Annotated in this window: 27 protein-coding genes; 21 read left to right on the top strand and 6 right to left on the bottom strand. The window is 65.4% G+C overall.

The features are described 5' to 3' along the window. The first annotated feature begins 102 nt into the window (after nt 1-102). Together secA2 and ASH04_RS10290 are read left to right on the top strand one after the other, a co-directional pair. Nucleotides 103-2,406, top strand: a complete 2,304-nt coding sequence (gene secA2 / locus ASH04_RS10285; protein WP_057473426.1) for an accessory Sec system translocase SecA2 — start codon at nt 103-105, stop codon at nt 2,404-2,406. Then, nucleotides 2,399-2,806 (top strand): META domain-containing protein, encoded by a 408-nt coding sequence (locus ASH04_RS10290; protein WP_162247526.1) that lies wholly within the window; start codon nt 2,399-2,401, stop codon nt 2,804-2,806. The genes secA2 and ASH04_RS10290 overlap by 8 nt, the downstream gene beginning before the upstream one ends. On the opposite strand, the gene ASH04_RS10295 is transcribed toward ASH04_RS10290, so the two are convergent. Beyond that, entirely contained in the window at nt 2,793-3,389 is a 597-nt protein-coding gene (locus ASH04_RS10295; protein WP_027497309.1) for a TetR/AcrR family transcriptional regulator C-terminal domain-containing protein, read from the bottom strand. The genes ASH04_RS10290 and ASH04_RS10295 overlap by 14 nt on opposite strands. A 125-nt stretch (nt 3,390-3,514) precedes the next feature. Between ASH04_RS10295 and bioB the strand changes: the two genes are divergently transcribed. The 3 genes from bioB to ASH04_RS10310 are packed head-to-tail and all read left to right on the top strand — an operon-like array spanning nt 3,515 to nt 5,357. Beyond that, on the top strand, nt 3,515-4,507 hold the full coding sequence (gene bioB / locus ASH04_RS10300) for a biotin synthase BioB (protein ID WP_032370319.1): 993 nt from the start codon (nt 3,515-3,517) through the stop codon (nt 4,505-4,507). A gap of 22 nt (nt 4,508-4,529) precedes the next feature. Further along, complete coding sequence (bsaP, locus tag ASH04_RS10305; protein ID WP_032382834.1) at nt 4,530-4,754, top strand: biotin synthase auxiliary protein BsaP; 225 nt, start codon at nt 4,530-4,532, stop codon at nt 4,752-4,754. Further along, complete coding sequence (locus ASH04_RS10310) at nt 4,755-5,357, top strand: DUF2567 domain-containing protein (RefSeq protein WP_027497306.1); 603 nt, start codon at nt 4,755-4,757, stop codon at nt 5,355-5,357. It begins immediately after the preceding gene. Between the two features lie 13 nt (nt 5,358-5,370). Here the strand turns inward: ASH04_RS10310 and ASH04_RS10315 are convergent, their stop codons facing one another. Next, on the bottom strand, nt 5,371-6,069 hold the full coding sequence (locus ASH04_RS10315) for an NUDIX hydrolase (RefSeq protein WP_027497305.1): 699 nt from the start codon (nt 6,067-6,069) through the stop codon (nt 5,371-5,373). A 79-nt stretch (nt 6,070-6,148) separates the two neighbouring features. Here ASH04_RS10315 and nadA point away from each other — a divergent pair, with 79 nt between their 5' ends. From nadA to ASH04_RS10335, 4 genes are read left to right on the top strand one after another with little or no spacing between them, the layout of a single operon-like run. After that, nucleotides 6,149-7,207 (top strand): quinolinate synthase NadA, encoded by a 1,059-nt coding sequence (nadA, locus tag ASH04_RS10320; RefSeq protein WP_048318691.1) that lies wholly within the window; start codon nt 6,149-6,151, stop codon nt 7,205-7,207. Further along, nucleotides 7,204-8,772 carry an L-aspartate oxidase gene (locus tag ASH04_RS10325; RefSeq protein ID WP_057473428.1) on the top strand — a complete coding sequence of 523 codons (1,569 nt, stop codon included), beginning with the start codon at nt 7,204-7,206 and terminating at the stop codon, nt 8,770-8,772. The genes nadA and ASH04_RS10325 overlap by 4 nt, the downstream gene beginning before the upstream one ends. A gap of 1 nt (nt 8,773) precedes the next feature. Beyond that, on the top strand, nt 8,774-9,649 hold the full coding sequence (gene nadC, locus ASH04_RS10330; protein WP_032368081.1) for a carboxylating nicotinate-nucleotide diphosphorylase: 876 nt from the start codon (nt 8,774-8,776) through the stop codon (nt 9,647-9,649). Nucleotides 9,650-9,682: 33 nt separating this feature from the next. After that, nucleotides 9,683-10,057 (top strand): RNA-binding S4 domain-containing protein, encoded by a 375-nt coding sequence (locus ASH04_RS10335; RefSeq protein WP_057473429.1) that lies wholly within the window; start codon nt 9,683-9,685, stop codon nt 10,055-10,057. 51 nt (nt 10,058-10,108) lie between these two features. Here the strand turns inward: ASH04_RS10335 and ASH04_RS10340 are convergent, their stop codons facing one another. Then, complete coding sequence (locus tag ASH04_RS10340; protein WP_057473430.1) at nt 10,109-11,092, bottom strand: LysR family transcriptional regulator; 984 nt, start codon at nt 11,090-11,092, stop codon at nt 10,109-10,111. Between the two features lie 78 nt (nt 11,093-11,170). Between ASH04_RS10340 and ASH04_RS10345 the strand changes: the two genes are divergently transcribed. After that, a complete protein-coding gene (locus ASH04_RS10345; RefSeq protein ID WP_082519216.1) occupies nt 11,171-11,587 on the top strand; it encodes a DUF5997 family protein in 417 nt (138 codons plus the stop codon). Here ASH04_RS10345 and ASH04_RS10350 read toward each other — a convergent pair. The 3 genes from ASH04_RS10350 to rhtB are packed head-to-tail and all read right to left on the bottom strand — an operon-like array spanning nt 11,584 to nt 12,751. Further along, nucleotides 11,584-11,967: a YchJ family protein gene (locus ASH04_RS10350; RefSeq protein ID WP_057473431.1), complete on the bottom strand. Its 384-nt coding sequence runs from the start codon at nt 11,965-11,967 to the stop codon at nt 11,584-11,586. The genes ASH04_RS10345 and ASH04_RS10350 overlap by 4 nt on opposite strands. Beyond that, complete coding sequence (locus ASH04_RS26905) at nt 11,964-12,128, bottom strand: hypothetical protein (protein ID WP_200937309.1); 165 nt, start codon at nt 12,126-12,128, stop codon at nt 11,964-11,966. The genes ASH04_RS10350 and ASH04_RS26905 overlap by 4 nt, the downstream gene beginning before the upstream one ends. Then, nucleotides 12,125-12,751, bottom strand: a complete 627-nt coding sequence (gene rhtB, locus ASH04_RS10355; RefSeq protein ID WP_057473432.1) for a homoserine/homoserine lactone efflux protein — start codon at nt 12,749-12,751, stop codon at nt 12,125-12,127. The genes ASH04_RS26905 and rhtB overlap by 4 nt, the downstream gene beginning before the upstream one ends. A gap of 83 nt (nt 12,752-12,834) precedes the next feature. Between rhtB and ASH04_RS10360 the strand changes: the two genes are divergently transcribed. The 11 genes from ASH04_RS10360 to hisF all read left to right on the top strand — a co-directional run bounded on the left by ASH04_RS10360 (nt 12,835) and on the right by hisF (nt 21,503). Continuing rightward, the gene (locus tag ASH04_RS10360) at nt 12,835-13,302 is read left to right on the top strand and encodes an SRPBCC family protein (protein WP_032374332.1); all 468 of its coding nucleotides are present in this window, start codon (nt 12,835-12,837) and stop codon (nt 13,300-13,302) included. 49 nt (nt 13,303-13,351) lie between these two features. Then, nucleotides 13,352-13,870 (top strand): DinB family protein, encoded by a 519-nt coding sequence (locus ASH04_RS10365; RefSeq protein ID WP_032400064.1) that lies wholly within the window; start codon nt 13,352-13,354, stop codon nt 13,868-13,870. Nucleotides 13,871-13,959: 89 nt separating this feature from the next. Next, complete coding sequence (gene hisD / locus ASH04_RS10370; RefSeq protein ID WP_057473490.1) at nt 13,960-15,312, top strand: histidinol dehydrogenase; 1,353 nt, start codon at nt 13,960-13,962, stop codon at nt 15,310-15,312. Next, nucleotides 15,309-16,439, top strand: coding sequence for a histidinol-phosphate transaminase (locus ASH04_RS10375; RefSeq protein ID WP_057473433.1), 1,131 nt, complete (start codon nt 15,309-15,311; stop codon nt 16,437-16,439). Before hisD ends, ASH04_RS10375 begins: the two co-directional genes overlap by 4 nt. Continuing rightward, complete coding sequence (gene hisB / locus ASH04_RS10380) at nt 16,436-17,059, top strand: imidazoleglycerol-phosphate dehydratase HisB (RefSeq protein WP_027497292.1); 624 nt, start codon at nt 16,436-16,438, stop codon at nt 17,057-17,059. Before ASH04_RS10375 ends, hisB begins: the two co-directional genes overlap by 4 nt. Nucleotides 17,060-17,120: 61 nt before the next feature. Then, the gene (locus ASH04_RS10385; protein WP_032386917.1) at nt 17,121-18,227 is read left to right on the top strand and encodes an MFS transporter; all 1,107 of its coding nucleotides are present in this window, start codon (nt 17,121-17,123) and stop codon (nt 18,225-18,227) included. A gap of 9 nt (nt 18,228-18,236) precedes the next feature. After that, a complete protein-coding gene (hisH, locus tag ASH04_RS10390) occupies nt 18,237-18,866 on the top strand; it encodes an imidazole glycerol phosphate synthase subunit HisH (protein ID WP_032386916.1) in 630 nt (209 codons plus the stop codon). Then, nucleotides 18,863-19,078 carry a hypothetical protein gene (locus ASH04_RS10395; RefSeq protein ID WP_027497289.1) on the top strand — a complete coding sequence of 72 codons (216 nt, stop codon included), beginning with the start codon at nt 18,863-18,865 and terminating at the stop codon, nt 19,076-19,078. Before hisH ends, ASH04_RS10395 begins: the two co-directional genes overlap by 4 nt. A gap of 83 nt (nt 19,079-19,161) precedes the next feature. Next, nucleotides 19,162-19,896 carry a bifunctional 1-(5-phosphoribosyl)-5-((5-phosphoribosylamino)methylideneamino)imidazole-4-carboxamide isomerase/phosphoribosylanthranilate isomerase PriA gene (priA, locus tag ASH04_RS10400; RefSeq protein WP_032370327.1) on the top strand — a complete coding sequence of 245 codons (735 nt, stop codon included), beginning with the start codon at nt 19,162-19,164 and terminating at the stop codon, nt 19,894-19,896. A gap of 6 nt (nt 19,897-19,902) precedes the next feature. Next, complete coding sequence (locus tag ASH04_RS10405; RefSeq protein WP_032370328.1) at nt 19,903-20,733, top strand: inositol monophosphatase family protein; 831 nt, start codon at nt 19,903-19,905, stop codon at nt 20,731-20,733. Then, nucleotides 20,730-21,503, top strand: a complete 774-nt coding sequence (gene hisF / locus ASH04_RS10410) for an imidazole glycerol phosphate synthase subunit HisF (RefSeq protein WP_027497286.1) — start codon at nt 20,730-20,732, stop codon at nt 21,501-21,503. Before ASH04_RS10405 ends, hisF begins: the two co-directional genes overlap by 4 nt. Nucleotides 21,504-21,514 lie beyond the last annotated feature (11 nt).

Genomic DNA, 21,514 nt, shown 5'->3' on the forward strand with positions numbered 1-21,514 from the left:
GCAGAATCGCAGTGACAACGCCGCTCGACGCGGGGTAGTGGGCAATCGGCACTCGGTACTGTGGGAAAGAAGATCACGTACTTTCTCGAGTAGGGATGACAGATGGCTGTGGGCTCCGACCGATTCTGGCGTGTACTCGGCCGCTCTGCGCAGAAGGCGCAGAGCGCGTCGCGTCGGCGCGTCGAGCAGGCCGGAGACCATGCGAGCTGGGCTTCGGGCTTGTCGGACGCCGAATTGGCCACCGAGGCCGCTGCGTTGCGGGCCCCGAGCGCGTCGAAACTCGACGTTCCGCGGTACCTGGCGTTGACGCGTGAGGCGAGCGACCGCACGCTCGGCATGCGACCGTTCGACGTACAACTTCTGGGAGCCGAGCGACTTCTCGCCGGTGACGTGGTGGAAATGGCGACCGGCGAAGGAAAGACGTTGTCCGGGGCCGTGGCTGCGGTGGGATACGTTCTGTCCGGTCGCAGGGTTCACGTCATCTCGGTCAACGACTTTCTCGCACAACGTGATGCGCGGTGGATGGCCCCACTGTTCGAGGCTCTGGGTATCACCGTCGGTTCCATCGCCGAGTCGTCCTCCGCGCAGGAACGTCGTGACGCCTACGCGTGCGATATCACGTACGCGTCGGTCAACGAGGTCGGATTCGATGTTCTCCGTGACCATTTGGTCGACGATCGTGCCGATCTGGTGTCGCCCGTCCCGGATGTCGCACTGATCGACGAGGCCGACTCGGTGTTGGTCGACGAAGCGTTGGTGCCGTTGGTGTTGGCCGGCTCGGTATCGGGTGACGTGTCGACCTCGACGGTGATGGACGCAGTCCGCCTGTTGGACAAGGGGATCGACTTCGACACCGATGCCGAAGGACGCAATGTGTTCCTCACGGACGAGGGTGCGCTTCGGCTCGAGAAGGAACTTGGCGGAATCGATCTCTACTCCGAACAGCACGTCGGATCGACTCTCGTTGCGGTCAATGTAGCGCTGCACGCTCAAGTGCTGGTGCAACGCGATGTCGACTACATCGTGCGTGACGGACGTGTTCAGCTGATCAACGCTTCCCGTGGCCGAGTGGCGGACCTGCAGCGTTGGCCGGACGGGTTACAGGCGGCCGTGGAGATCAAGGAGGGGCTCGAGCCCACCGAGACCGGTGAAATTCTCGACACGATCACGGTGCAGGCGCTGATCAACCGGTATGCCACCGTATGTGGAATGACCGGCACGGCAATGGCGGCGGGGGAGCAGCTGCGTACGTTCTACGGTCTCGGCGTCTCGGTCATCGAGCCGAACGTACCGACGGTGCGGGTCGACGAGGTCGACCGGGTGTACGACACGGTCGAGCACAAGAATGCCGCAATTGCGCAGCAGGTCAAGGAAATTCACGAGACCGGGCAACCGATACTCGTCGGCACGCACGATGTCGCGGAGTCGGAGACGCTGGCGGCGATCCTCGCGGAATCCGGTGTGGACGCCGTCGTACTCAACGCCAAGAACGACGCCGAGGAGGCCGCGGTCATCGCTGCCGCCGGAGTGCACGGCGCGGTCACCGTCTCGACGCAGATCGCCGGGCGCGGAACCGACATCAAGCTCGGGGGACCGGAGGGGACCGACCGCGACCGCATCGCCGAGTTGGGTGGGCTGTTCGTCGTCGGCACCGGCCGCCACACCACCGAGCGGCTCGACAATCAATTGCGAGGACGTGCGGGCAGGCAGGGCGACCCGGGCCGTTCGGTGTTCTTCGGCAGTTGGGAGGACGACGTCGTCAAGAACAACATCGGTGACAAGGACGCACCGAAAGGCATCGACGACAGCGGCCTGTTCACCTCTGCCGCCGCAGCCGATCGAGTCGATCATGCCCAGCGCATCGCCGAAGGGCAGATGCTCGAAATACACTCGCGTACCTGGCGCTACAACCAACTGACGGCGCAGCATCGGGAGATTCTGGACCGTCGTAGGGCAGCGTTGCTGAGCACCGGAGAGGCGTTGGCTCTGCTCGAGGAGCAGTCGCCGACGCGATCGAAGGAACTTCGCGAGAACGTGTCGGAGGAGACCCTCGTGGTGGTCGCCCGCCGAATCGTTCTTCACCACCTCGACCGCGCGTGGTCGGACTACCTAGCGCACCTGACCGACGTGCGCGAGAGCATCCACCTCCGTGCGCTGGGTCGCGAGAATCCACTCGACGAGTACCACCGAATTGCGGTCGAGGCCTTCAAGACTGTCTCCGCCAAGGCCATGGATCTGTCCCACGCGACATTCGAGTCGGCCGAGATCACCTCCGACGGAATCGATCTCGACAATGCCGGTATGCGCCGACCGACGTCGACGTGGACGTACATGGTGCACGACAACCCGTTTGCCTCCCGCGGAAATGCCGGTGCGGCCGGTCTGGGGCCGATCTTCGGTGGCTGACGCGCGCCGGGCACTGCTCGCTCTCGCCTGTGGCGTGAGCGTGTTGGCCTCGGGCTGCACCGATTCGTACGGGGAATTCCCGGCAGACAAGAATTACACCTCCGTCGATGCCGACGGTTCCTACACCCCGGTCTCGGGTACGACGATCCGGCTCGAGTTCGCCGACGACCGCATCTCGGCCGAAGCCGGATGCAACAGGTTGTTCGGCACCGTCGACACTTCGCTGGGGACGCTCACCGTCGATTCCCTGGGTGCCACGCGGATGGGGTGCCCGACCGAGCTCATGGAGCAGGATCGGTGGCTGTCGGAGTTTCTGTCCTCGAAGCCGAAATGGTCCAGAGAAGACGACACGATGACTCTGGACAACGGACGCGACCGAATCGTGTTCACCGAATCCTGACCGAGCGTGGTTCGGACGCGGCGTGGCGCACGCCGTCCAGAAAGAGCCGGAGACCGAAGTCGAATTTGCTGGTGGGATCGGGGCGCTCGAACATCGGGGACGCGTCGGCGGTCAGCGCCCCGGCCGAGTCCATCTGGAGCCGAGCCTGTTCGTCCACGGTATGGCCGAGCACGTAGTACAGCAGCGTATCGGCGGTCAGTTCGGCGTCGACCCGGGGTAACCCGGCACGAATGCAGACCGCGGCGATGCGTTCACGGATGCGGTTGGTGGTGAGCCGCGAAGCGTAGGTGGAGGCGACCAGTTCGGCTCCGTCGCGCCGGGAGAGCAGCGCGTCGCGAAGTCGATGTGCGATCTGCGAGATCTGCGCGTCCCACAGTTCTTCCGTCGACGGTGCGTCGGCACCGGACAGTATGTGATCTGCGATCGCTCCCAGCAGCGTCTGCTTGTTGGGGAAGTGCCAGTACAGCGCTCCGGGTTGGACGTGCAGTGAGGTCGCCAGGCGGCGCATGGTCAGATCCGCGAGGCCGTACTCGTCGAGAATGGCTATTGCACCGTCCAGGACGTCCTGCCTGCGTAGCTGCACTTCCTACCCCTGCCGTTCGACGCGGTGTTTCGCTTTGACAGTAGCCGAGTGCGGTGCCTAACGTGAACGCCGTTCAACTTGAACGGTGTTCAATTCCGAGACCGTTCGACGACGAGGGGACCGGTATGGACATATTGCGTACGGCGCGCCTGCAGGTGCTCGACAACGGCATCGCGCTCGATCGATCCCAGGTGCTCGAGGTACTCGAGCTCGGAGAGGACCGTCTCGAAGAGACGATGCAACTGGCGCACGAGGTTCGGATGCGATGGTGCGGACCGGAAGTGGAGGTCGAGGGGATCGTCAGCCTCAAGACCGGAGGCTGCCCCGAGGACTGCCACTTCTGCTCGCAGTCGGGCCTGTTCGCCTCTCCGGTGCGGGCGGCCTGGCTCGATATTCCGTCGTTGGTCGAGGCGGCGAAACAGACCGCAAAGACCGGAGCCACGGAGTTCTGCATCGTGGCCGCAGTGCGGGGTCCGGACGCTCGACTGCTCGCGCAGGTCGCCGCAGGAATCGAGGCCATTCGCGGCGAGGTCGACATCGACATCGCTTGTTCGCTGGGCATGCTCGACCAGGATCAGGTCGACCAACTCGCCGCAATGGGTGTGCACCGCTACAACCACAACCTCGAGACCTCGCGGTCCTACTTTCCGAACGTGGTCACCACCCATACCTGGGAGGAACGCTGGAACACACTGCGGATGGTCCGCGAGGCCGGCATGGAGGTCTGTTGCGGAGGCATCCTCGGTATGGGCGAGACGCTGGAGCAGCGAGCCGAGTTCGCAGCCGATCTCGGCGCTCTCGAACCCGACGAGGTTCCCCTGAATTTCTTGAACCCACGTCCCGGAACGCCGTTCGGAGATCTGGACGTGCTGCCTGCATCGGATGCGTTGCGAGCCGTTGCCGCCTTCCGGCTGGCCCTGCCGCGGACGATTCTTCGATTCGCGGGCGGCCGCGAGATCACTCTCGGTGATCTCGGAGCTCAGCAGGGAATTCTGGGCGGCATCAACGCGATTATCGTCGGAAACTACTTGACGACGCTCGGTCGTCCCGCCGAGGAGGATCTCGATCTTCTCGGGGAACTGCAGATGCCGATCAAAGCGTTGAACTCGACGATCTGATGCGCGTATTAAGGTGGGTCGAATGACGAGCGAGAGCCGGTACGACCCGCACACCGGTCGGCCTGTCGAGGTCGGTACGGATGCGGGGGCACCGTCGTTCTCGGTTGCCGTCGGTCTCGGGCTGGAGCCGCCGAGGTACTGCGACCGGTGCGGTCGCAGGATGGTGGTGCAGATCGTGCCCGACGGATGGACGTCGGTGTGCTCGCGGCACGGCCTGATCGATTCCGCCGCGACGGGTAGGCGTTAGGTGACGACCTCGTCTGCCGTCGAGACTCCGGAGCGGCGTCGAACGCTTCGCTTTGTGGCTCTGGTCGGCGGTGTGACGATCGCGCTGTCCGCCGTCGGCGGTCTGCTGTGGGGATTCCTGGCACCGAGCCAGCAATTGCTCGTCGTCGCGCAGGACAGAGGAGCAACACTGACCGGGGAGAGTCTGCATCGATTCGACGCTCTCGCCCTGTTCGTCCTCGTCTCGTTCGCTCTCGGCATTCTCGTGCCGATCGGGTGGTGGCTGTGGATTTCCCAGCGGGGTCCACGGCTGTTCGTGGCCGTGTTCGTCGGGTCGTTCGTCGGCTCGATCGCAGCAGTGCTGGTGGGCAACGGAGTTGCGGCGCTGCGATTCCCGAGGGCGGACGAGCCGGCCGTCGGATCGATCGTCCGGGTTGCACCGAGTATCGACACGCCAACGGCACTGATCGTGCAGGCGCTGACGGCGTCGTTGGTGATACTGCTGCTCGCGGCGATGAATCCCAACGACGATCTGCAGCACCCCGATTCCGATCCCGAGCTCGACGAGATCGAATTCGACGTCGCTCCGCCGCCGCCGTCGTTCGACTCGCGGGTGCCCGACTGACGGCGGATCTCGTTCATCCCTGTGGTGGCCGCAATGCCGCGAACTCGTCGGTGACGCGAATGCTGTTGTCGGCGAACCGGAACAATGCTGGAGGCCGTCCACCCGCTCGACCCGACGGTGCCCGCCGTCCGGTGGGTTCGATGACGCCGCGGCGGCTCAGTACCCGTTGCAGATTGGTGGCGTCGACCTGATAGCCGAGGGCTGCGCCGTAGATTTCGCGAAGCGTCGAAATCGCGAATTCTGCGGGAGCGAGGGCAAATCCGATGTTGGTGTACGACAGTTTGGCGACCAGTCGATGCCGTGCGTGCTCGACAACCGTTCCGTGATCGAACGACATGGCGGGCAGCTCCGACACCGGGTACCAGGTCGTATCCGCGGGCAGGGTCGGCTCGGCCGCGATCGGTACGAGGCCCAGAAACGTCGACGCGATTCGGCGATCTCCCGGCACCCTGTCGGGCTCGCTGAAGATGGACAGCTGCTCGAGGTGTGCCACCTTGCGTACGTCGACCTTCTCGGCGAGCTGTCTCCGCGCGGACGTGGCCAGGTTCTCGTCGTCGCGCAGGGTGCCCCCGGGGAGTGACCAGGTGCCCGCCTCGGGGTCGAGTGCACGCTGCCACAACAGGACCGCCAGTTCAGGGGTGTCGGGGTCGGAAAAGACCCGAACTTGGAACACCGCAATGAGTACTTCGTGGACGGTGCTACGATGAATCATGTTTTCGATCATAAGTCGAAAACTCCCTCGGAGGAAATTCGGTCACCGACGACCGGATGATCGGTGAAGGAGAACCGTCATGACCAGCAGCGCTACCCAGGTGAACTTCCTGGACTCGGCATTCGCCGGAGTCCGCGACATCGTCGATGGAGCCGGTGGTTACGGGGGAGTCGACGCGTCGGCGGAATGGGCCGCGGAAGTGCGACGGCTCGCCGATCTGCGAGGTGCGACCCTGCTGGCGCACAACTACCAGCTGCCTGCGATTCAGGACGTTGCCGATCACGTGGGTGATTCGCTCGCGCTCTCGCGCATGGCCGCCGAAGTATCCGAGGACACCATCGTGTTCTGCGGCGTGCACTTCATGGCCGAGACCGCCAAGATCCTCAGCCCGCAGAAGACGATCCTGATCCCGGACCAGCGTGCGGGTTGCTCGCTCGCCGACTCGATCACTGCCGAGCAGTTGCGCGAGTGGAAGGCAGACTTCCCGGATGCCGTCGTCGTCTCTTACGTCAACACCACCGCTGAGATCAAGGCGCTCACCGACATCTGCTGCACCTCGTCCAACGCGGTCGAGGTCGTGCAATCGATCGATCCGAGCCGCGACATCCTCTTCCTGCCCGACCAGTTCCTCGGGGCTCATGTCAAGCGCGTGACCGGGCGCGAGAATCTGCACATCTGGGCCGGTGAATGCCACGTCCACGCAGGCATCAACGGCGACGAGCTCGCCGAGAAGTCTCGAACCCACCCCGATGCGGAGCTCTACGTGCATCCCGAATGCGGTTGCGCCACCTCGGCTCTCTACCTCGCCGGAGAAGGATTCGTGCCCGCCGACAAGGTCAAGATCCTCTCCACCGGCGGCATGCTCGACGCGGCCCGCGCCACCGAATCCAAGCAGGTTCTGGTCGCCACCGAGATCGGGATGCTGCATCAACTCCGCAGGGCTGCACCCGATGTCGACTTCTTGGCCGTCAACGACCGCGCGTCGTGCGGATACATGAAGATGATCACGCCCGCCGCGCTGTTGCGCTGCCTCGTCGAAGGGCGCGACGAGGTCCACGTCGACCTCGAAACGGCGAACATCGCCAGCAAGTCGGTGCAACGCATGATCGAGATCGGCACACCCGGCGGCGGCGAGTGAACCCGTCGGTCGCCTGGGAAACCGCGGCCGACCTCGTCGTCGTCGGCGGCGGAATCGCCGGACTGACCGCGGCTCGCACGGCCGCCGCTCGCGGCCTGCGCGTGCTGACGGTCAGCAAGGGCAGTTCGGTCGATACCGCGACCAAGTATGCGCAGGGCGGAATCGCAGTCGTCGGCACCGATCTCGGCGACTCGATCGACGCGCACGTGTCGGATACCTGCGCAGCAGGCGCGGGCCTGTGCGACGCGGATGCGGTGCGTTCCATCGTGTCGGGCGGCCGCGCGGCGATCGCGTCGCTCGAAGTCGCCGGCGCACATTTCGATCGTGCGCCCGACGGTTCGGTTTCCCGCACCCGAGAGGGTGGCCACAGTGTGCGCCGAATCATCCATTCCGGCGGCGATGCCACCGGAGCGGAGGTACAACGCGCACTGGACTCCGCAGTGCCTTCGGTGGAATTCGACACCACCGCGCTCCGTGTACTGACCACCGACGGCGAGGTGGCCGGACTCCTCGTGCGCGGGCCTCGCGGTGTCGGCGTCGTTCGCACTCCGACGGTGTTGCTCGCGACAGGCGGCCTGGGACAACTGTTCTCGTGCAGTACCAACCCGGCCGGTGCCACGGCCGACGGCATTGCGCTGGCTCTGGATGCGGGCGCACGTGTCGCGGATCTGGAGTTCGTTCAGTTCCACCCGACCGTGCTGTTCGCTGCAGGGTCGACGGGCCGTCGCCCGTTGATCAGCGAAGCGGTGCGCGGAGAGGGTGCACGCTTGGTCGATGCCACCGGCCGCGCATTCATGGACGGTGTTCATCCCATGGGCGACCTCGCACCACGCGACGTGGTCTCGCGTGCCATCGCCGAGTTGCTGTACCGCAGCGGCGACGACCACGTGTTGCTGGACGCCCGTCGCGTCGAGCACGTGCGTGAGCGTTTCCCGACCGTGACGGCATCGTGCCTGGACGCCGGCATCGATCCCGCAACGGATCTCATCCCCGTTGCACCCGCCGCGCACTACTCGTGCGGAGGGATCGTGACCGACACGTTCGGACGGACGTCCGTCTCGGGATTGCTCGCCGCGGGCGAGGTGGCGCGCACCGGGCTGCACGGTGCCAACCGGTTGGCGTCGAACAGTCTGCTCGAGGGTCTGGTGGTCGGCGAACGCGCTGCGCTCGTCGCCGCGGAGCGGGTCGGAACCACGGTCGCCGTGTCCGATACCGCGCTGCCTGTCTACCGGCGGATCGATCGCGCGGTACTGCAGCGAACCATGACCACGGACGTCGGTGTCGTCCGCGATGCGTCCGGTCTAGCGGCGGCACAGAACGTGCTGGCACACGGCGTGGTGTCGGAACCGCCGGTCGACGGCGTAGCTGTCGAGGATGCCGCCCTGACGGCAGCGGCAGACGTGATCGTGCTGGCTGCGGCGCACCGCCGAGAGAGCCGAGGGTGTCACACCCGACGGGATTTCCCGGACAGCATGCTCGAGTACCGACGGAGCCTGTATGTCGAACGCGACGACGACGGACGACTGACGATCGTGAACGATGACGTGATGACGGGAGCAAGCTGACATGACCGGTACTGCCGACGAAGTGAACCCGGGAGTCGACCGCGACGAGGTTCTCGCACTCATCCGCACCGCGCTCGACGAGGATCTCCGGTACGGGCCGGATATCACCACCATGGCAACGGTTCCCGAGGACGCCGTGGCCACGGCGTCGGTGGTGTCTCGACAGTTCGGCACCCTCGCGGGCCTGGATGTCGGACTGCTGGTTCTCGACGAGGTGATCGGTTCGGGCGCGTACTCGATCCGCCACAGGACCGCCGACGGATCGAATGTCGAACCCGGACAGGCTGTTCTGACGGTCGAAGCTCCCACCCGTGGATTGCTCACCGCCGAGCGCACCATGCTCAATATCGTCTGTCACCTGTCGGGTATCGCAACTGCCACGGCCGGCTGGGTCGCCGAGGTCGCAGAGACCGAGTGTCGCATTCGAGACAGTCGAAAGACGTTGCCCGGACTGCGATCGCTGCAGAAGTACGCGGTACGGGCGGGCGGCGGTGTCAACCATCGGATGGGTCTCGGTGACGCCGCGCTGATCAAGGACAACCACGTCGCGGCGGCCGGCTCCGTCGTCGCTGCCCTGCGAGCCGTGCGTGCCGCTGCGCCGAACATCGCCTGCGAGGTAGAGGTCGACAGTCTCGAACAACTCGACGAGGTGCTCGCCGAGAACGTCGAACTCGTTCTGCTGGACAACTTCGCGCTGTGGCAGACGCAGATGGCAGTGCAGCGCCGCGACAAGTTCGCGCCGGACACCAAGTTGGAATCCTCGGGTGGACTGACCGTCGACGTGGCTCGGGATTACGCGCGTACGGGGGTCGACTTCCTGGCGGTGGGCGGTCTGACACACTCGGTGACAGTGCTCGACCTCGGCCTGGACATGTAGCCGAGCCTAACGATTCGAGGAAGACGTTCGAAGATGGAATTGCAGAGTGCCCGTCTGGACAGCTGGATCTGGGCGGTGCGACTGTTCAAGACGCGGTCTGCCGCTGCCGCAGCCTGTCGCGGTGGGCATGTCCGCGTCAACGGCACCCCCGCAAAGCCCGGCCAACGCATCGGGCCGGACGACGAGATCCGGTTGCGCGTGGAGGGCGTGGAGAAGATCGTCGTCGTCGTACGTGCCATCACCAAACGCGTCGGCGCGTCGCTGGTACCCGAGTGCATGATCGATCGCAGTCCGCCGCCGCCACCGAAAGAGGTTCTGGCGTCGGTTCCCCGGCGTGACCGCGGAACGGGCCGTCCGACCAAGCGTGATCGACGTGACATCGATCGGCTGCGGCTGCGCCCCTCGTGAGTGTTGTGCGTACCTCCGGGGGCGCACAACGCGCACGAGGGCGAAGCCCGGCTAGCGTCTCTTTCCGCTGCGACGTGCGTTCGTTTTGGTCTTGACGACCGGTCGAGCCGGTTTGGAGGGCTGCGCCTTCTTCTTCTTGACGGGCGCGTCGTCCGACGATCCGCGTGAACTTCGCGTCGACCGGCCCCGCACGATGCCGATGAATTCTTCGATGCGGTCGTCTTCCCGCTCCGCCACCCAGGCCAGTGCGATCTGTGACTGCTCGACGTCGGTGACCGGGCGGTACACGAGATCTTTGCGAGCGTTGAAACGCGCAACCGAGTGCGGGACGATCGCCACCCCCAGCCCGGCAGCCACGTATTCGAAAGTCTCCGCAGTGCTGTTCATCGGTGGCAGTGCGGGACGATCGCCGGTGCTCAGTTCTGTTGCAACAGCAGCGCATTCGGGCACCGAGGCCGGATCGGCGAGCAGGTGTTCGTCGGCGAGGTCCAGCGCGGTGACCGAGTCGAATGCTGCGACCGCATGGTCTTTGGGCACCACCACGACCTGAACTTCCTGATACAGCCCGATGGCGTTCAGACCCTCACGGTCGATCGGCGGCCTGACGAAGCTGACGTCGACCGTTCTGTCACGCAGATGAGACACCTGCGTGTCCGGAGTCGTCGCCACGACGGACAACGCGACATCGGGAAACCGATCGGCCCAGATTCGCGTCCACTTGGTCAGCGTCACGCCCTCGGCGTATCCGATGGTGAAACTGCGCGGCTCGCCGGCAGCAACCTGCGCAACCTCCGAACGCCGATCGTCCTCGGCGATCTCGACCAACGCGCGTTCGAGCAGATCGCGTCCGTCGGCGGTGAGTTCGGTGGGGGAGGCACCCGGCACGAACAGGTCGACGCCGAGCAACTCTTCGAGTTCCACCACGGTCTTGCTGAGGCGGATTCGGGAGATTCCGAGCGACTGAGCAGCGCGGGCGAAATGCAGTTGTTGCGCCACTGCCGCATACCAGCGCAGTGTCTGCACATCGATGTTCACGGAGTCGAGCCTATGGGACGGTGCACGAAGCGCGGGACGGTGGCGTCGGGACCACCGATTGGCGGATAAGCTGGTCCGGTGAGCCCGGAGAACAAACAGCAGACCATGAAGCCATTGACCGCGGCGAACAAGCTCGGCATCTATCTACCCGCAGCGCCGGAAGAGTTCCAGAACTCGATGATCAGCAGATCCGACCTGGACGCCCTGCGCAGCGACCCGCCGCAGTGGCTGACCGACTTGCAGACCGACGGACCCTTCCCCCGCGACGTGATCGCGAAGAAGCTCGGCGTGTCCATCGCCGGATTGGCACGCGGCGGAGTCACCGAAGCGTTGACCAGCGTGGAGATCGAGGAACTGATCGCCAGCCCACCGCAGTGGCTGGTACGCGAGCGTCGGACTCAGATCCAGGTTCGCAAGGATGCCGAGCGCATCAAGGAGAAGCAGGAAGCGCGTCGCACCGCGGGCAATCGGCCCACGAAACTACGCAACCTCTAGGGCGCGACGACTCCGTCGAGGTAGCGCCACCGGCCGTCGACCCGGACGAAACGGCTGATCTCCGACATCGTGCCGGCACCGTCGGGATGCCTGTACCGTGCCTCGAACTGCACGGTGCCGGTCTCGTCGAAAAGTCCGCCTGCGTCGGCAGCAAGGATGTCGAGTCGATACCACCGTTGGTCGGGGTCCAACTCCAGGTCGGCCGGTGCGGTGTCGGGATGCCAGGACGTCCGCAGGTAGGCAACGTCACCGACGGCGAACGCGGTGAAGCGCGAGCGCATCAGCTTCTCGGCCGTCGGTGCATCGACGGGGCCCGTCAGGTACGGCTCGCAACATGCATCGAACGTGTCCCCACTCGAACACGGACACCGTCCACTCACTCGACGACCTCCACTTCGACCGAGTACGTGCCGAGTTCGTGCTCGTCCCGCTTGCCCACGTCCTGAATCCACGTGTTGGCTTCGAGCAGAGTGTCGAAGAGCCCCAACGGAATCGGATCTCCGCCGAGCGCATTCTTCATGATCACGCGGTATTTCCTCATGGGGTCACCCTTCGTACCGTGGCCAGAAATGTTGCGGCGGTAAAGAACAGGCCGGCGAACGTGCGGTTCATGGTCTTCTGCTGACGGTGCGACCGCATCATGCGGAGGACTCGCGATGCCAGAGAGGTGTAACCGGTCATCACCAGCATGTCGACGACGACCATGGTCGCGGCGATGGCGAGGTACTGGGTGATCAGCGGCCGCGTCGGGTCGAGAAACTGGGGCAGCACAGCGACCATGAACACGACGGCTTTCGGGTTGCTCGCGTTGACGAGAAATCCCCGCGCGAGCATCGTCGTGCCTCGATCCGCCACCGCGGGGGCGTCCGCGACTTCGGACGGAGCCGACCGCCACTGGCGGATGCCGAGGTAGACCAGATAGGCGACACCGAACCACTTGATCGCGGTGAAGGCCAGGGCCGAATTGGCAAGGACAGCACCCAGTCCGACTGCGACGATGCCGATCTGGACCAGTAGGCCGATCTGCAGCCCGAAGATGTTCCAGTACCCGCGGCGCAGGCCGTAGCGCAGACCTGTGGACATCGACGCGATGGCTCCGGCTCCGGGAGACAGACTGATGACGATGCTCGCGCCGAGGAAGGCGAGCCACACTGACCAGGACATGTGTTCATTGAACTACGCCCGTCAATTCGCATTCTGCGCGGTGGCCGGGTGTCGATACGGTCATTGTGGGGTAGACGCTGCAGATGGCAGACATCAGAACCATCGACACCGGTCCCCAGCAGGTCACGAGACAGACCGAGGTTCGGGCACCGGCAGCCGAACTGTTCGACATCGTGGCCGATCCCACCCGGCACGGCGAGCTGGACGGATCCGGCACAGTCAAGGACACCGTCCGTGGACCCGAGAGGCTGAGCAGCGGCGCGAAATTCTCCGTCGGCATGAAGCAGTACGGCGTGCCGTACAAGATCACCAGCACCGTGACCGAGTTCGTGGATGCGGATCGACACAAGATCATCGAGTGGCAGCACCCGATGGGCCACAGCTGGCGCTGGGAATTCGAGGAGAAGCAGCCCGGCCTGACCACTGTCACCGAGAGCTTCGTCTACGGCACCGCCAAGGTTCCGAAAATGCTCGAGTTGTTCAAGATGCCGCAGAAGAATGCGCAGGGCATCACGAGCACACTGCACAATCTGGCTGCTCGTTACGCCTGACCTCTCGGACAGCCCGTGGCGGTACGGGCCCTGCTCTACAGTGACCCGCATGCCGATCGAACCCGATACCAAGAACTGGACGTGGGTCCTCGACAGTGCCTGCCCCGACTGCGGGTTCGACTCGAGCGCCGTCGAATACGACGCCGTACCCGCGTTGATCCGCGCTGACGTGGATCGGTGGATCGCAGTGCTCCGTCGCGAGGACGCGGCAGTGCGTCCCGACGATTCGACATGGTCGGCGCTCGAATACGGCGCACATGTTCGGGATGCACACCGCATATTCCGCACTCGGTTGGCGCTGGTGCTGACCGAGGACGATCCCGAGTTCGACAACTGGGACCAGGACGCCACGGCCGTGGCCGAGAACTACAACGCGCAGAATCCGGCGACGGTGGCGTCGGAACTCGGGGAAGCGGCACATGCGTTGGCCGACGCCTTCTCGGCTGTGCCGCCGGAAGACCGTGATCGCAGAGGGCGACGCAGCGACGGTTCCCACTTCACCGTCGAAACTCTGGCGGCCTACTACATTCACGATCCCATCCACCATCTGTGGGACGTGCGGGGCTGAGCCGAATTCGGTGGAACTATCCTGGTGGTTCGGACAACACTGATTCGACCGAACCCCGGCACCGAACCGACTCCACGAAGGGGCCCACTATGCCTGCCCGCATCGAGCTCGCCCGCGTCGATCTACGCGGACGAACTCCATCCACTGCCGAACTACGCGGCGCTCTTCCCCGAGGCGGAGTGGATGTCGATTCGGTGCTGCACCAGGTTCGGCCCGTCGTCGACGCCGTCAAGGAACGTGGGGCCGACGCGGCCCTCGAGTTCAGCGAGAAGTTCGACGGAGTCCGACCGGACCGCGTTCGGGTTCCGCAGCAGGAATTGGTTCGAGCTCTCGACGAGCTGGACCCGGCCGTCCGGGCCGCCCTCGAGGTCGCGATCGGGCGAACCCGACTGGTGCACTCGGATCAACGCCGCACCGACCACACCACCCAGGTGGTGCCCGGCGGCACGGTGACCGAGCGCTGGATTCCGGTCGATCGCGTGGGTCTCTACGTGCCCGGTGGCAACGCTGTGTACCCGTCGTCGGTCGTGATGAACGTGGTGCCTGCGCAGATCGCTGGCGTCGGTTCGCTGGTGGTGGCGTCGCCGCCGCAGAAGAACTTCGGTGGATTACCCCACCCGACGATCCTGGCGGCCGCGCAGCTCCTCGGAGTCGACGAGGTCTGGGCCGTCGGCGGCGGTCAGGGCATCGCTCTGCTCACGTACGGCGGTGTCGACACCGACGGCGAAGAACTGGCACCGGTCGATCTGATTACCGGCCCGGGCAACATCTACGTCACGGCGGCCAAGCGACTGTGTCGTTCGCTCATCGGAATCGACTCCGAGGCAGGCCCTACCGAGATCGCGATTCTCGCCGACGCCACCGCAGACCCGATCCACGTGGCAGCAGACCTGATCAGTCAAGCCGAGCACGACGTGATGGCCGCCAGTGTGCTGGTGACCGACAGCCTCGAACTCGCCGATGCCGTCGACGAGGCTGTCAATGCGCAGATGGCGTCCACCCGGCACGCGGAACGCGTCACCACGGCGCTGAGCGGTAGCCAGTCCGGAATCGTTCTGGTCGACGACGTCACACAGGGCCTGGCCGTGGTCAACGCCTATGCGGCCGAACACCTGGAGATTCAGACGAAGGACGCGTCCGACGTCGCCGCTCGCGTGCGCAGCGCCGGCGCTGTATTCGTGGGGGCGTGGTCACCGGTCAGCTTGGGTGATTACTGCGCCGGGTCGAATCACGTACTGCCGACGGCCGGGTGCGCTCGGCATTCGTCCGGCCTGAGTGTGCAAACGTTCCTGCGGGGGATCCACGTGGTGGACTACAGTGAGGCCGCGCTGAAAGACGTTGCTGCGCACGTCATCGCGCTGGCCAACGCAGAAGATCTCCCGGCTCACGGTGAGGCCGTTCGGCTGCGTTTCGAGGGGTTGCGTACCGGTGGTGCATCATGAGTGATGCTCTGGGGCAAGCGATTTCGCTCGACGACCTGCCGTTGCGCGAGGCGCTGATCGGCAAGTCGCCGTACGGCGCGCCGCAGCTCACCGTGCCGGTTCAGTTGAACACCAACGAGAATCCACACCCGCCGACGCAGGCACTGATCGACGACGTCGCCGAATCGGTGCGTATCGCCGCGGCGCAGTTGCACCGGTATCCGGATCGCGACGCGGACGACTTGCGAGCTGACCTGGCGCGGTATCTCACCGGGCAGACCGGCTTTGCGGTCGACACTGCCAACGTGTGGGCGGCCAACGGCTCCAACGAGATTCTGCAGCAACTCCTGCAGGCCTTCGGTGGGCCGGACCGTATCGCGCTGGGTTTCGTGCCGTCGTACTCGATGCACCCGATCATTTCGTCGGGGACTCAGACCGAGTGGATTCCGGCGCAGCGTCGGGCGGATTTCTCTCTCGACGTCGACTACGCAGTGCAGGCGATCGAGGAGCGTAAGCCGGACGTCGTGTTCGTGACCAGCCCCAACAATCCGACCGGGCACAGCATCGACGAGGCAGACCTACGTCGAATCCTCGACGCCGCACCGGGAATCGTCGTGGTCGACGAGGCGTACGCCGAATTCTCCTCGGCGGCAAGCGCAATCGGATTGATCGAGAGCTACCCCAGCAAGATCGTCGTCAGTCGGACCATGAGCAAGGCGTTCGCGTTCGCCGGCGGACGGCTGGGATACCTCGTTGCGGCCCCGGCCGTGATCGACGCAATGCTGTTGGTGCGCTTGCCCTATCACCTCTCGGTGGTCACGCAAGCTGCCGCTCGGGCCGCGTTGCGGCACGCCGACGACACCCTGGCGAGCGTGGCCGCATTGTCGGCCGAACGCGATCGCGTTGCCGAAACGCTCGTCGCACAGGGGTACGACGTGGTGCCGTCCGACGCCAACTTCCTGCTCTTCGGCCGGTTCTCCGATGCGGCCGCCACCTGGCAGCGGTACCTGGACGACGGCGTGCTCATCCGGGACGTCGGAATTCCCGGGTATCTGCGTGTCACCATCGGACTCGCTCACGAGAACGACCGATTCCTTACCGTCAGCTCGGAACTCGCATCGACCGAAAGAGCAGAGGCACTGCAGTGACCACACCCGCTCCCCGCATCGCCAAGATCGAGCGCACCACCAAGGAATCCGACATCTCCGTCGAGCTGAACCTCGACGGCACCGGCATCGTCGACATCTCCACCGGCGTGCCGTTCTACGACCACATGCTCACTGCCCTCGGCACCCATGCCCGCTTCGATCTCACCGTGCGGGCCAAGGGCGACATCGAGATCGAGGCGCATCACACGGTCGAGGACACTGCGATCGTGCTCGGGCAAGCGCTGGGACAAGCCCTCGGCGACAAGTCCGGCATCACCCGCTTCGGCGACTCGTTCATTCCGATGGACGAGACACTCGTGCATGCGGCGGTCGACGTGTCCGGCCGTCCCTACTGCGTGCACACCGGCGAGCCGGACTACATGGTGCACTCGGTGATCGGCGGCTACCCGGGTGTTCCGTACTCCACCGTGATCAACAAGCATGTGTTCGAGACCTTGGCGTCCAACGCTCGGATCGCGTTGCATGTCCGCGTCATCTACGGCCGCGACCAGCACCACATCACCGAGGCGGAGTTCAAGGCCGTCGCTCGGGCGCTGCGTCAGGCCACCGAATACGACCCTCGGGTCACCGGAATTCTCTCCACCAAGGGCAGTCTGTGATCGGTCGAGCGGTGCTCGTGCGTTGAGTGGTCTGAGTTCGATTCGTGGCCTCCCGGCCGCGATGGCCATGGGTGCGGCCGCGTTCGGCGGCTGGGGCCTGCTGCTCCCGGTGGTTCCGCTGGCGGTGTCGCAATCGGGTTCGTCCGACGCGGTGGCGGCAGCCAGCACCGCGATCTTCATGGCCACCACGGTCATCACCCAACTGTTCGTTCCCTCGATGCTGGTTCGCGTCGGCCATCGGCCCGTGCTCGCGGCCGGTTGCCTGCTTCTGGGTGTTCCCGCGTTGCTGTTCATCGTGTCGGTGCAGGCCGTACCGGCACTCGCCGTGTCGGCGCTACGGGGTACGGGTTTCGGAATGTTGACGGTCGCCGGGGCCGCCATCGTCGCCGAGTTGGCACCGACCCACTTGCTCGGCCGCGCGACGGGAGCACAGGGAATCGCGGTCGCGTTGTCGCAGATGGTGACGTTGCCGCTGGGCCTGGTGATCTTCGCGGCCAGTCCGACGGCGGTGTTCGTCCTGGGGGCTCTGGTTCCCGCTGCGGGCTTGATCGGGGTGGCTCTGTTGCCGCCGACCCGGCCTGCACCGCAACCGGCTCGGGTCGACCGGGTCCGCCTCGACGCCAGGCGATTCCTGGTGCCGTGCCTCGTCGTTGCGTCGGTGTCGGCGTCGTACGGCGGCATCACCAGTCTGCTGCCGATCGCCGAATCCGAGCGAGCCGCGATGATCGGTGTGGCCCTCGCCGTGGTCAGTGCCGCGATGTTGGTCGGTCGATATGCCGCCGGCTCGGTTGCCGATCGCATCGGAATCGGCCGGTCGGTGGTGCCTGCGCTCATCTCCGCGGCCCTGGGCGTCGGCCTGTTCGCCGTTGCCGCCGCGGGTGCCATGCCTGCCGCACTGTTCTTCGTTGCCGCGGTGTTGTTCGGAATCGGTTACGGCGCATGCCAGAACGACAGTCTGGTGATGGCCTTCGATGCGGCGGGGCCCGCTCGCTACAGCAGCGCCAGCGCCGTGTGGAACATCAGCTTCGATGCCGGTACCGGCGCAGGGGCGCTCGCCCTCGGTGTGGTCGCGACGAGTGTGGGCTACACCGCCGGGTTCACTGCAGGTGCAACCACCGTTGCCGTTGTCGCGGCGGTGGCACTGATCGCGCGTCCACGTCCCCGATAGACTCGTTCCATGACTTCTGTGGTGTTGCTCGACTACGGCTCGGGCAATCTGCACTCGGCGAAAAGGGCGTTGGCCCGCGTCGGTGCCGACGTGACGGTGACCTCCGACTTCGACGAAGCCCTGAATGCAGAAGCGCTGGTGGTTCCCGGGGTCGGTGCATTCGCCGCCTGTATGGAGGGTCTGACGGCCGTTCGAGGTGAGCGCATCATCGGGCGTCGTCTCGCGGGTGGCCGCCCGGTACTGGGAATCTGCGTCGGCATGCAGATCCTCTTCGATCGCGGTGTCGAGTTCGGCGTCGAGGCGGACGGGTGCGGCGAATGGCCGGGCACTGTCGAACGCCTGCAGGCGGACGTGCTCCCGCACATGGGTTGGAACACCGTCGAGGCTCCGGAGAACAGCGTGTTGTTCGACGGCATCGACCGCGAGACACGGTTCTATTTCGTCCATTCCTACGCCGCGCAGCAGTGGGAGCTCGAACCGAGCGAGACCATCGCCGCGCCGTTGCTCACGTGGGCCGATCACGGTGGCCGCTTCCTCGCTGCCGTGGAGAACGGCGCGCTCTCGGCCACACAGTTCCACCCGGAGAAGTCCGGCGACGCCGGTGCCGCGTTGCTCGAGAACTGGGTTCGATCGGTGTGAGCGAACGCGAGTTCTCGCTCGGCCGGTTGGCGTTTCGAGCGCTCGGGGCGGCAGTTGCGGTACTTGCCCTCGCGACCGTGTCGATTGCTGTGTGGCAGCCCACCGCCGGCGTTGCTCTGCTCATCGCGTTGGCCGGAGTTGTCGGGGCGATCACGGCCATGGGGGTCGTGTCCACGCGCATGACGCGCAAGGAACTCGGTCCCGACAGCTGACGGTCCGTCCCGGCGGCCTGCGGATCCGGGCAGTGCTGACCCGTTTTGAATTCGACGCGAGTCGGCCCGTAGCATAACCGCACGTGAGCCTGGTCTTATTGCCTGCTGTCGATGTCGCAGGCGGCGAAGCTGTCCGTCTCGTTCAAGGGGAAGCCGGTAGCGAAACGAAGTACGGTTCGCCCCGTGATGCCGCCCTGGCGTGGCAGAACGACGGTGCCGAGTGGGTCCATCTGGTGGATCTCGATGCCGCGTTCGGGCGCGGGTCCAACCGTGAACTGTTGGCCTCGGTGGTCGGTGAGCTCGATGTGAAGGTCGAGCTCTCGGGCGGAATTCGCGACGACGATTCCCTGCGCGCCGCCCTCGCAACCGGATGCGCACGCGTCAACCTGGGTACGGCGGCTCTGGAAGACCCCGAGTGGTGCGCTCGCGCGATCGGCGAATTCGGCGATCGTGTCGCGGTCGGCCTCGACGTGCTGATGGTGGACGGCGCGCCTCGTCTGCGTGGCCGCGGTTGGGTCAGCGACGGCGGTGGCCTGTGGGAGGTACTCGAGCGGCTCGAACGCGACGGCTGCTCGCGGTACGTCGTCACCGACGTCACCAAGGACGGCACCCTGACCGGCCCGAACCTCGAACTTCTCGCCGACGTGTGCGACAGGACCGACAAGCCGGTCATCGCGTCCGGCGGCGTGTCGACGATCGCCGACCTCGAAGCGATCGCCGGACTGGTCGACCGTGGCGTGGAGGGATCCATCGTCGGAAAAGCCTTGTACGCCGGGCGTTTCACACTGCCCGATGCCCTCTCGGCAGTGTCTCGGTAACGACGAATGACCCTTCCCGAGGAACCGAGTCGTCTGCTCGAGATCGCCGGTGGGTTGCTCGACGGCATCCATGATCGGTTCCTCGCGGGCGTCGGCGCACCGAGTGCCGTGCAGAAGGGCCCCGACGACTTCGCCACCGCGGTGGATCTCGAACTCGAGCGTCGTCTGGGCGCGGAACTGTACGACGCCACCGGAATCGCCGTTCACGGTGAAGAGTTCGGCGGTCCCGATCTGAACTCCGGTCTCGTATGGGTACTCGACCCGATCGACGGCACATTCAACTACTCGTCCGGATTGCCCTCTGCCGGAACGTTGTTGGCGTTGCTCGATGACGGGGTGCCGGTCCTCGGGCTCACGTGGCTACCACTGGTGAATCAGCGATTCTCTGCCGTGGCGGACGGCCCGTTGCTTCTGAACGGGGCCCCGCTACCCGCACTGCAACCGAAGTCGTTGCGCGAGTCGATGATCGGGTTCGGTGCGTTCAACGTTGCCAGCCGTGGATCCATCCCCGGCCGCTTCCGGTTTCGCATTCTCGAAGAGTTGTCGATGCACTCCTCGCGGCTGCGCATGCACGGTGCCACCGGAGTCGATCTGGCGTACACCGCCAGCGGCGTACTGGGCGGCGCGGTGGTCTTCGGATACCGCGCCTGGGACAACGCTGCCGGGGCCCTGCTGGTTCGTGCTGCGGGCGGAATCGTCACCGATCTCGCAGGCCGACCGTGGACCATCGATTCGAAGTCGGTGCTCGCGGCCGGCCCCGGAGTACACGGCGAACTGCTGAAGGTGATCACCGAACTCGGTGCACCCGGCGACTATTTGGAAGGACCGGTGCGATGAGCGTTGCGGTCAGAGTGATCCCGTGCCTCGACGTCGATGCCGGACGTGTCGTCAAGGGCGTCAACTTCGAAAACCTCCGCGACGCAGGTGATCCCGTCGAGCTCGCGGCAGCGTACGACGCACAGGGAGCCGACGAACTGACGTTCCTCGACGTCACGGCGTCCACATCCGATCGAGGAACCATGCTCGACGTCGTCAGCCGCACCGCCGAGCAGGTGTTCATTCCCCTGACCGTCGGTGGGGGAGTACGCACTGTCGCCGACGTCGACCTACTGCTGCGGGCCGGTGCCGACAAGGTCAGCGTCAACACCGCAGCCATCGCTCGGCCGGAGTTGCTGCGCGAGCTCAGTGAGCGATTCGGGTCCCAGTGCATCGTCCTGTCGGTGGATGCACGCACCGTCCCGCAGGGACAGCAGGACACCCCGTCGGGCTGGGAAGTCACCACCCACGGCGGCAAGCGTGGAACCGGTATCGACGCCGTCGAATGGGCAGTACGCGGTGCCGAACTGGGAGTCGGTGAGATCCTTCTCAATTCGATGGATGCCGACGGCACGAAGGCCGGATTCGACCTGCCGATGATCGCGGCGGTCCGGTCCGCCGTGCACGTTCCCGTCATCGCCAGCGGAGGAGCAGGGCGCGTCGAACATTTCGCGCCCGCCGTCCACGCCGGAGCCGACGCCGTCCTCGCCGCAAGCGTGTTCCACTTCGGGGACCTCACCATCGGCCAGGTCAAAGAATCGATGCGCGCCGAGCGCATCGTCGTCCGCTAGCGAAGAGGTTT

This window comes from Rhodococcus sp. Leaf233, from assembly GCF_001426165.1.
Taxonomy (GTDB): domain Bacteria; phylum Actinomycetota; class Actinomycetes; order Mycobacteriales; family Mycobacteriaceae; genus Rhodococcoides; species Rhodococcoides fascians.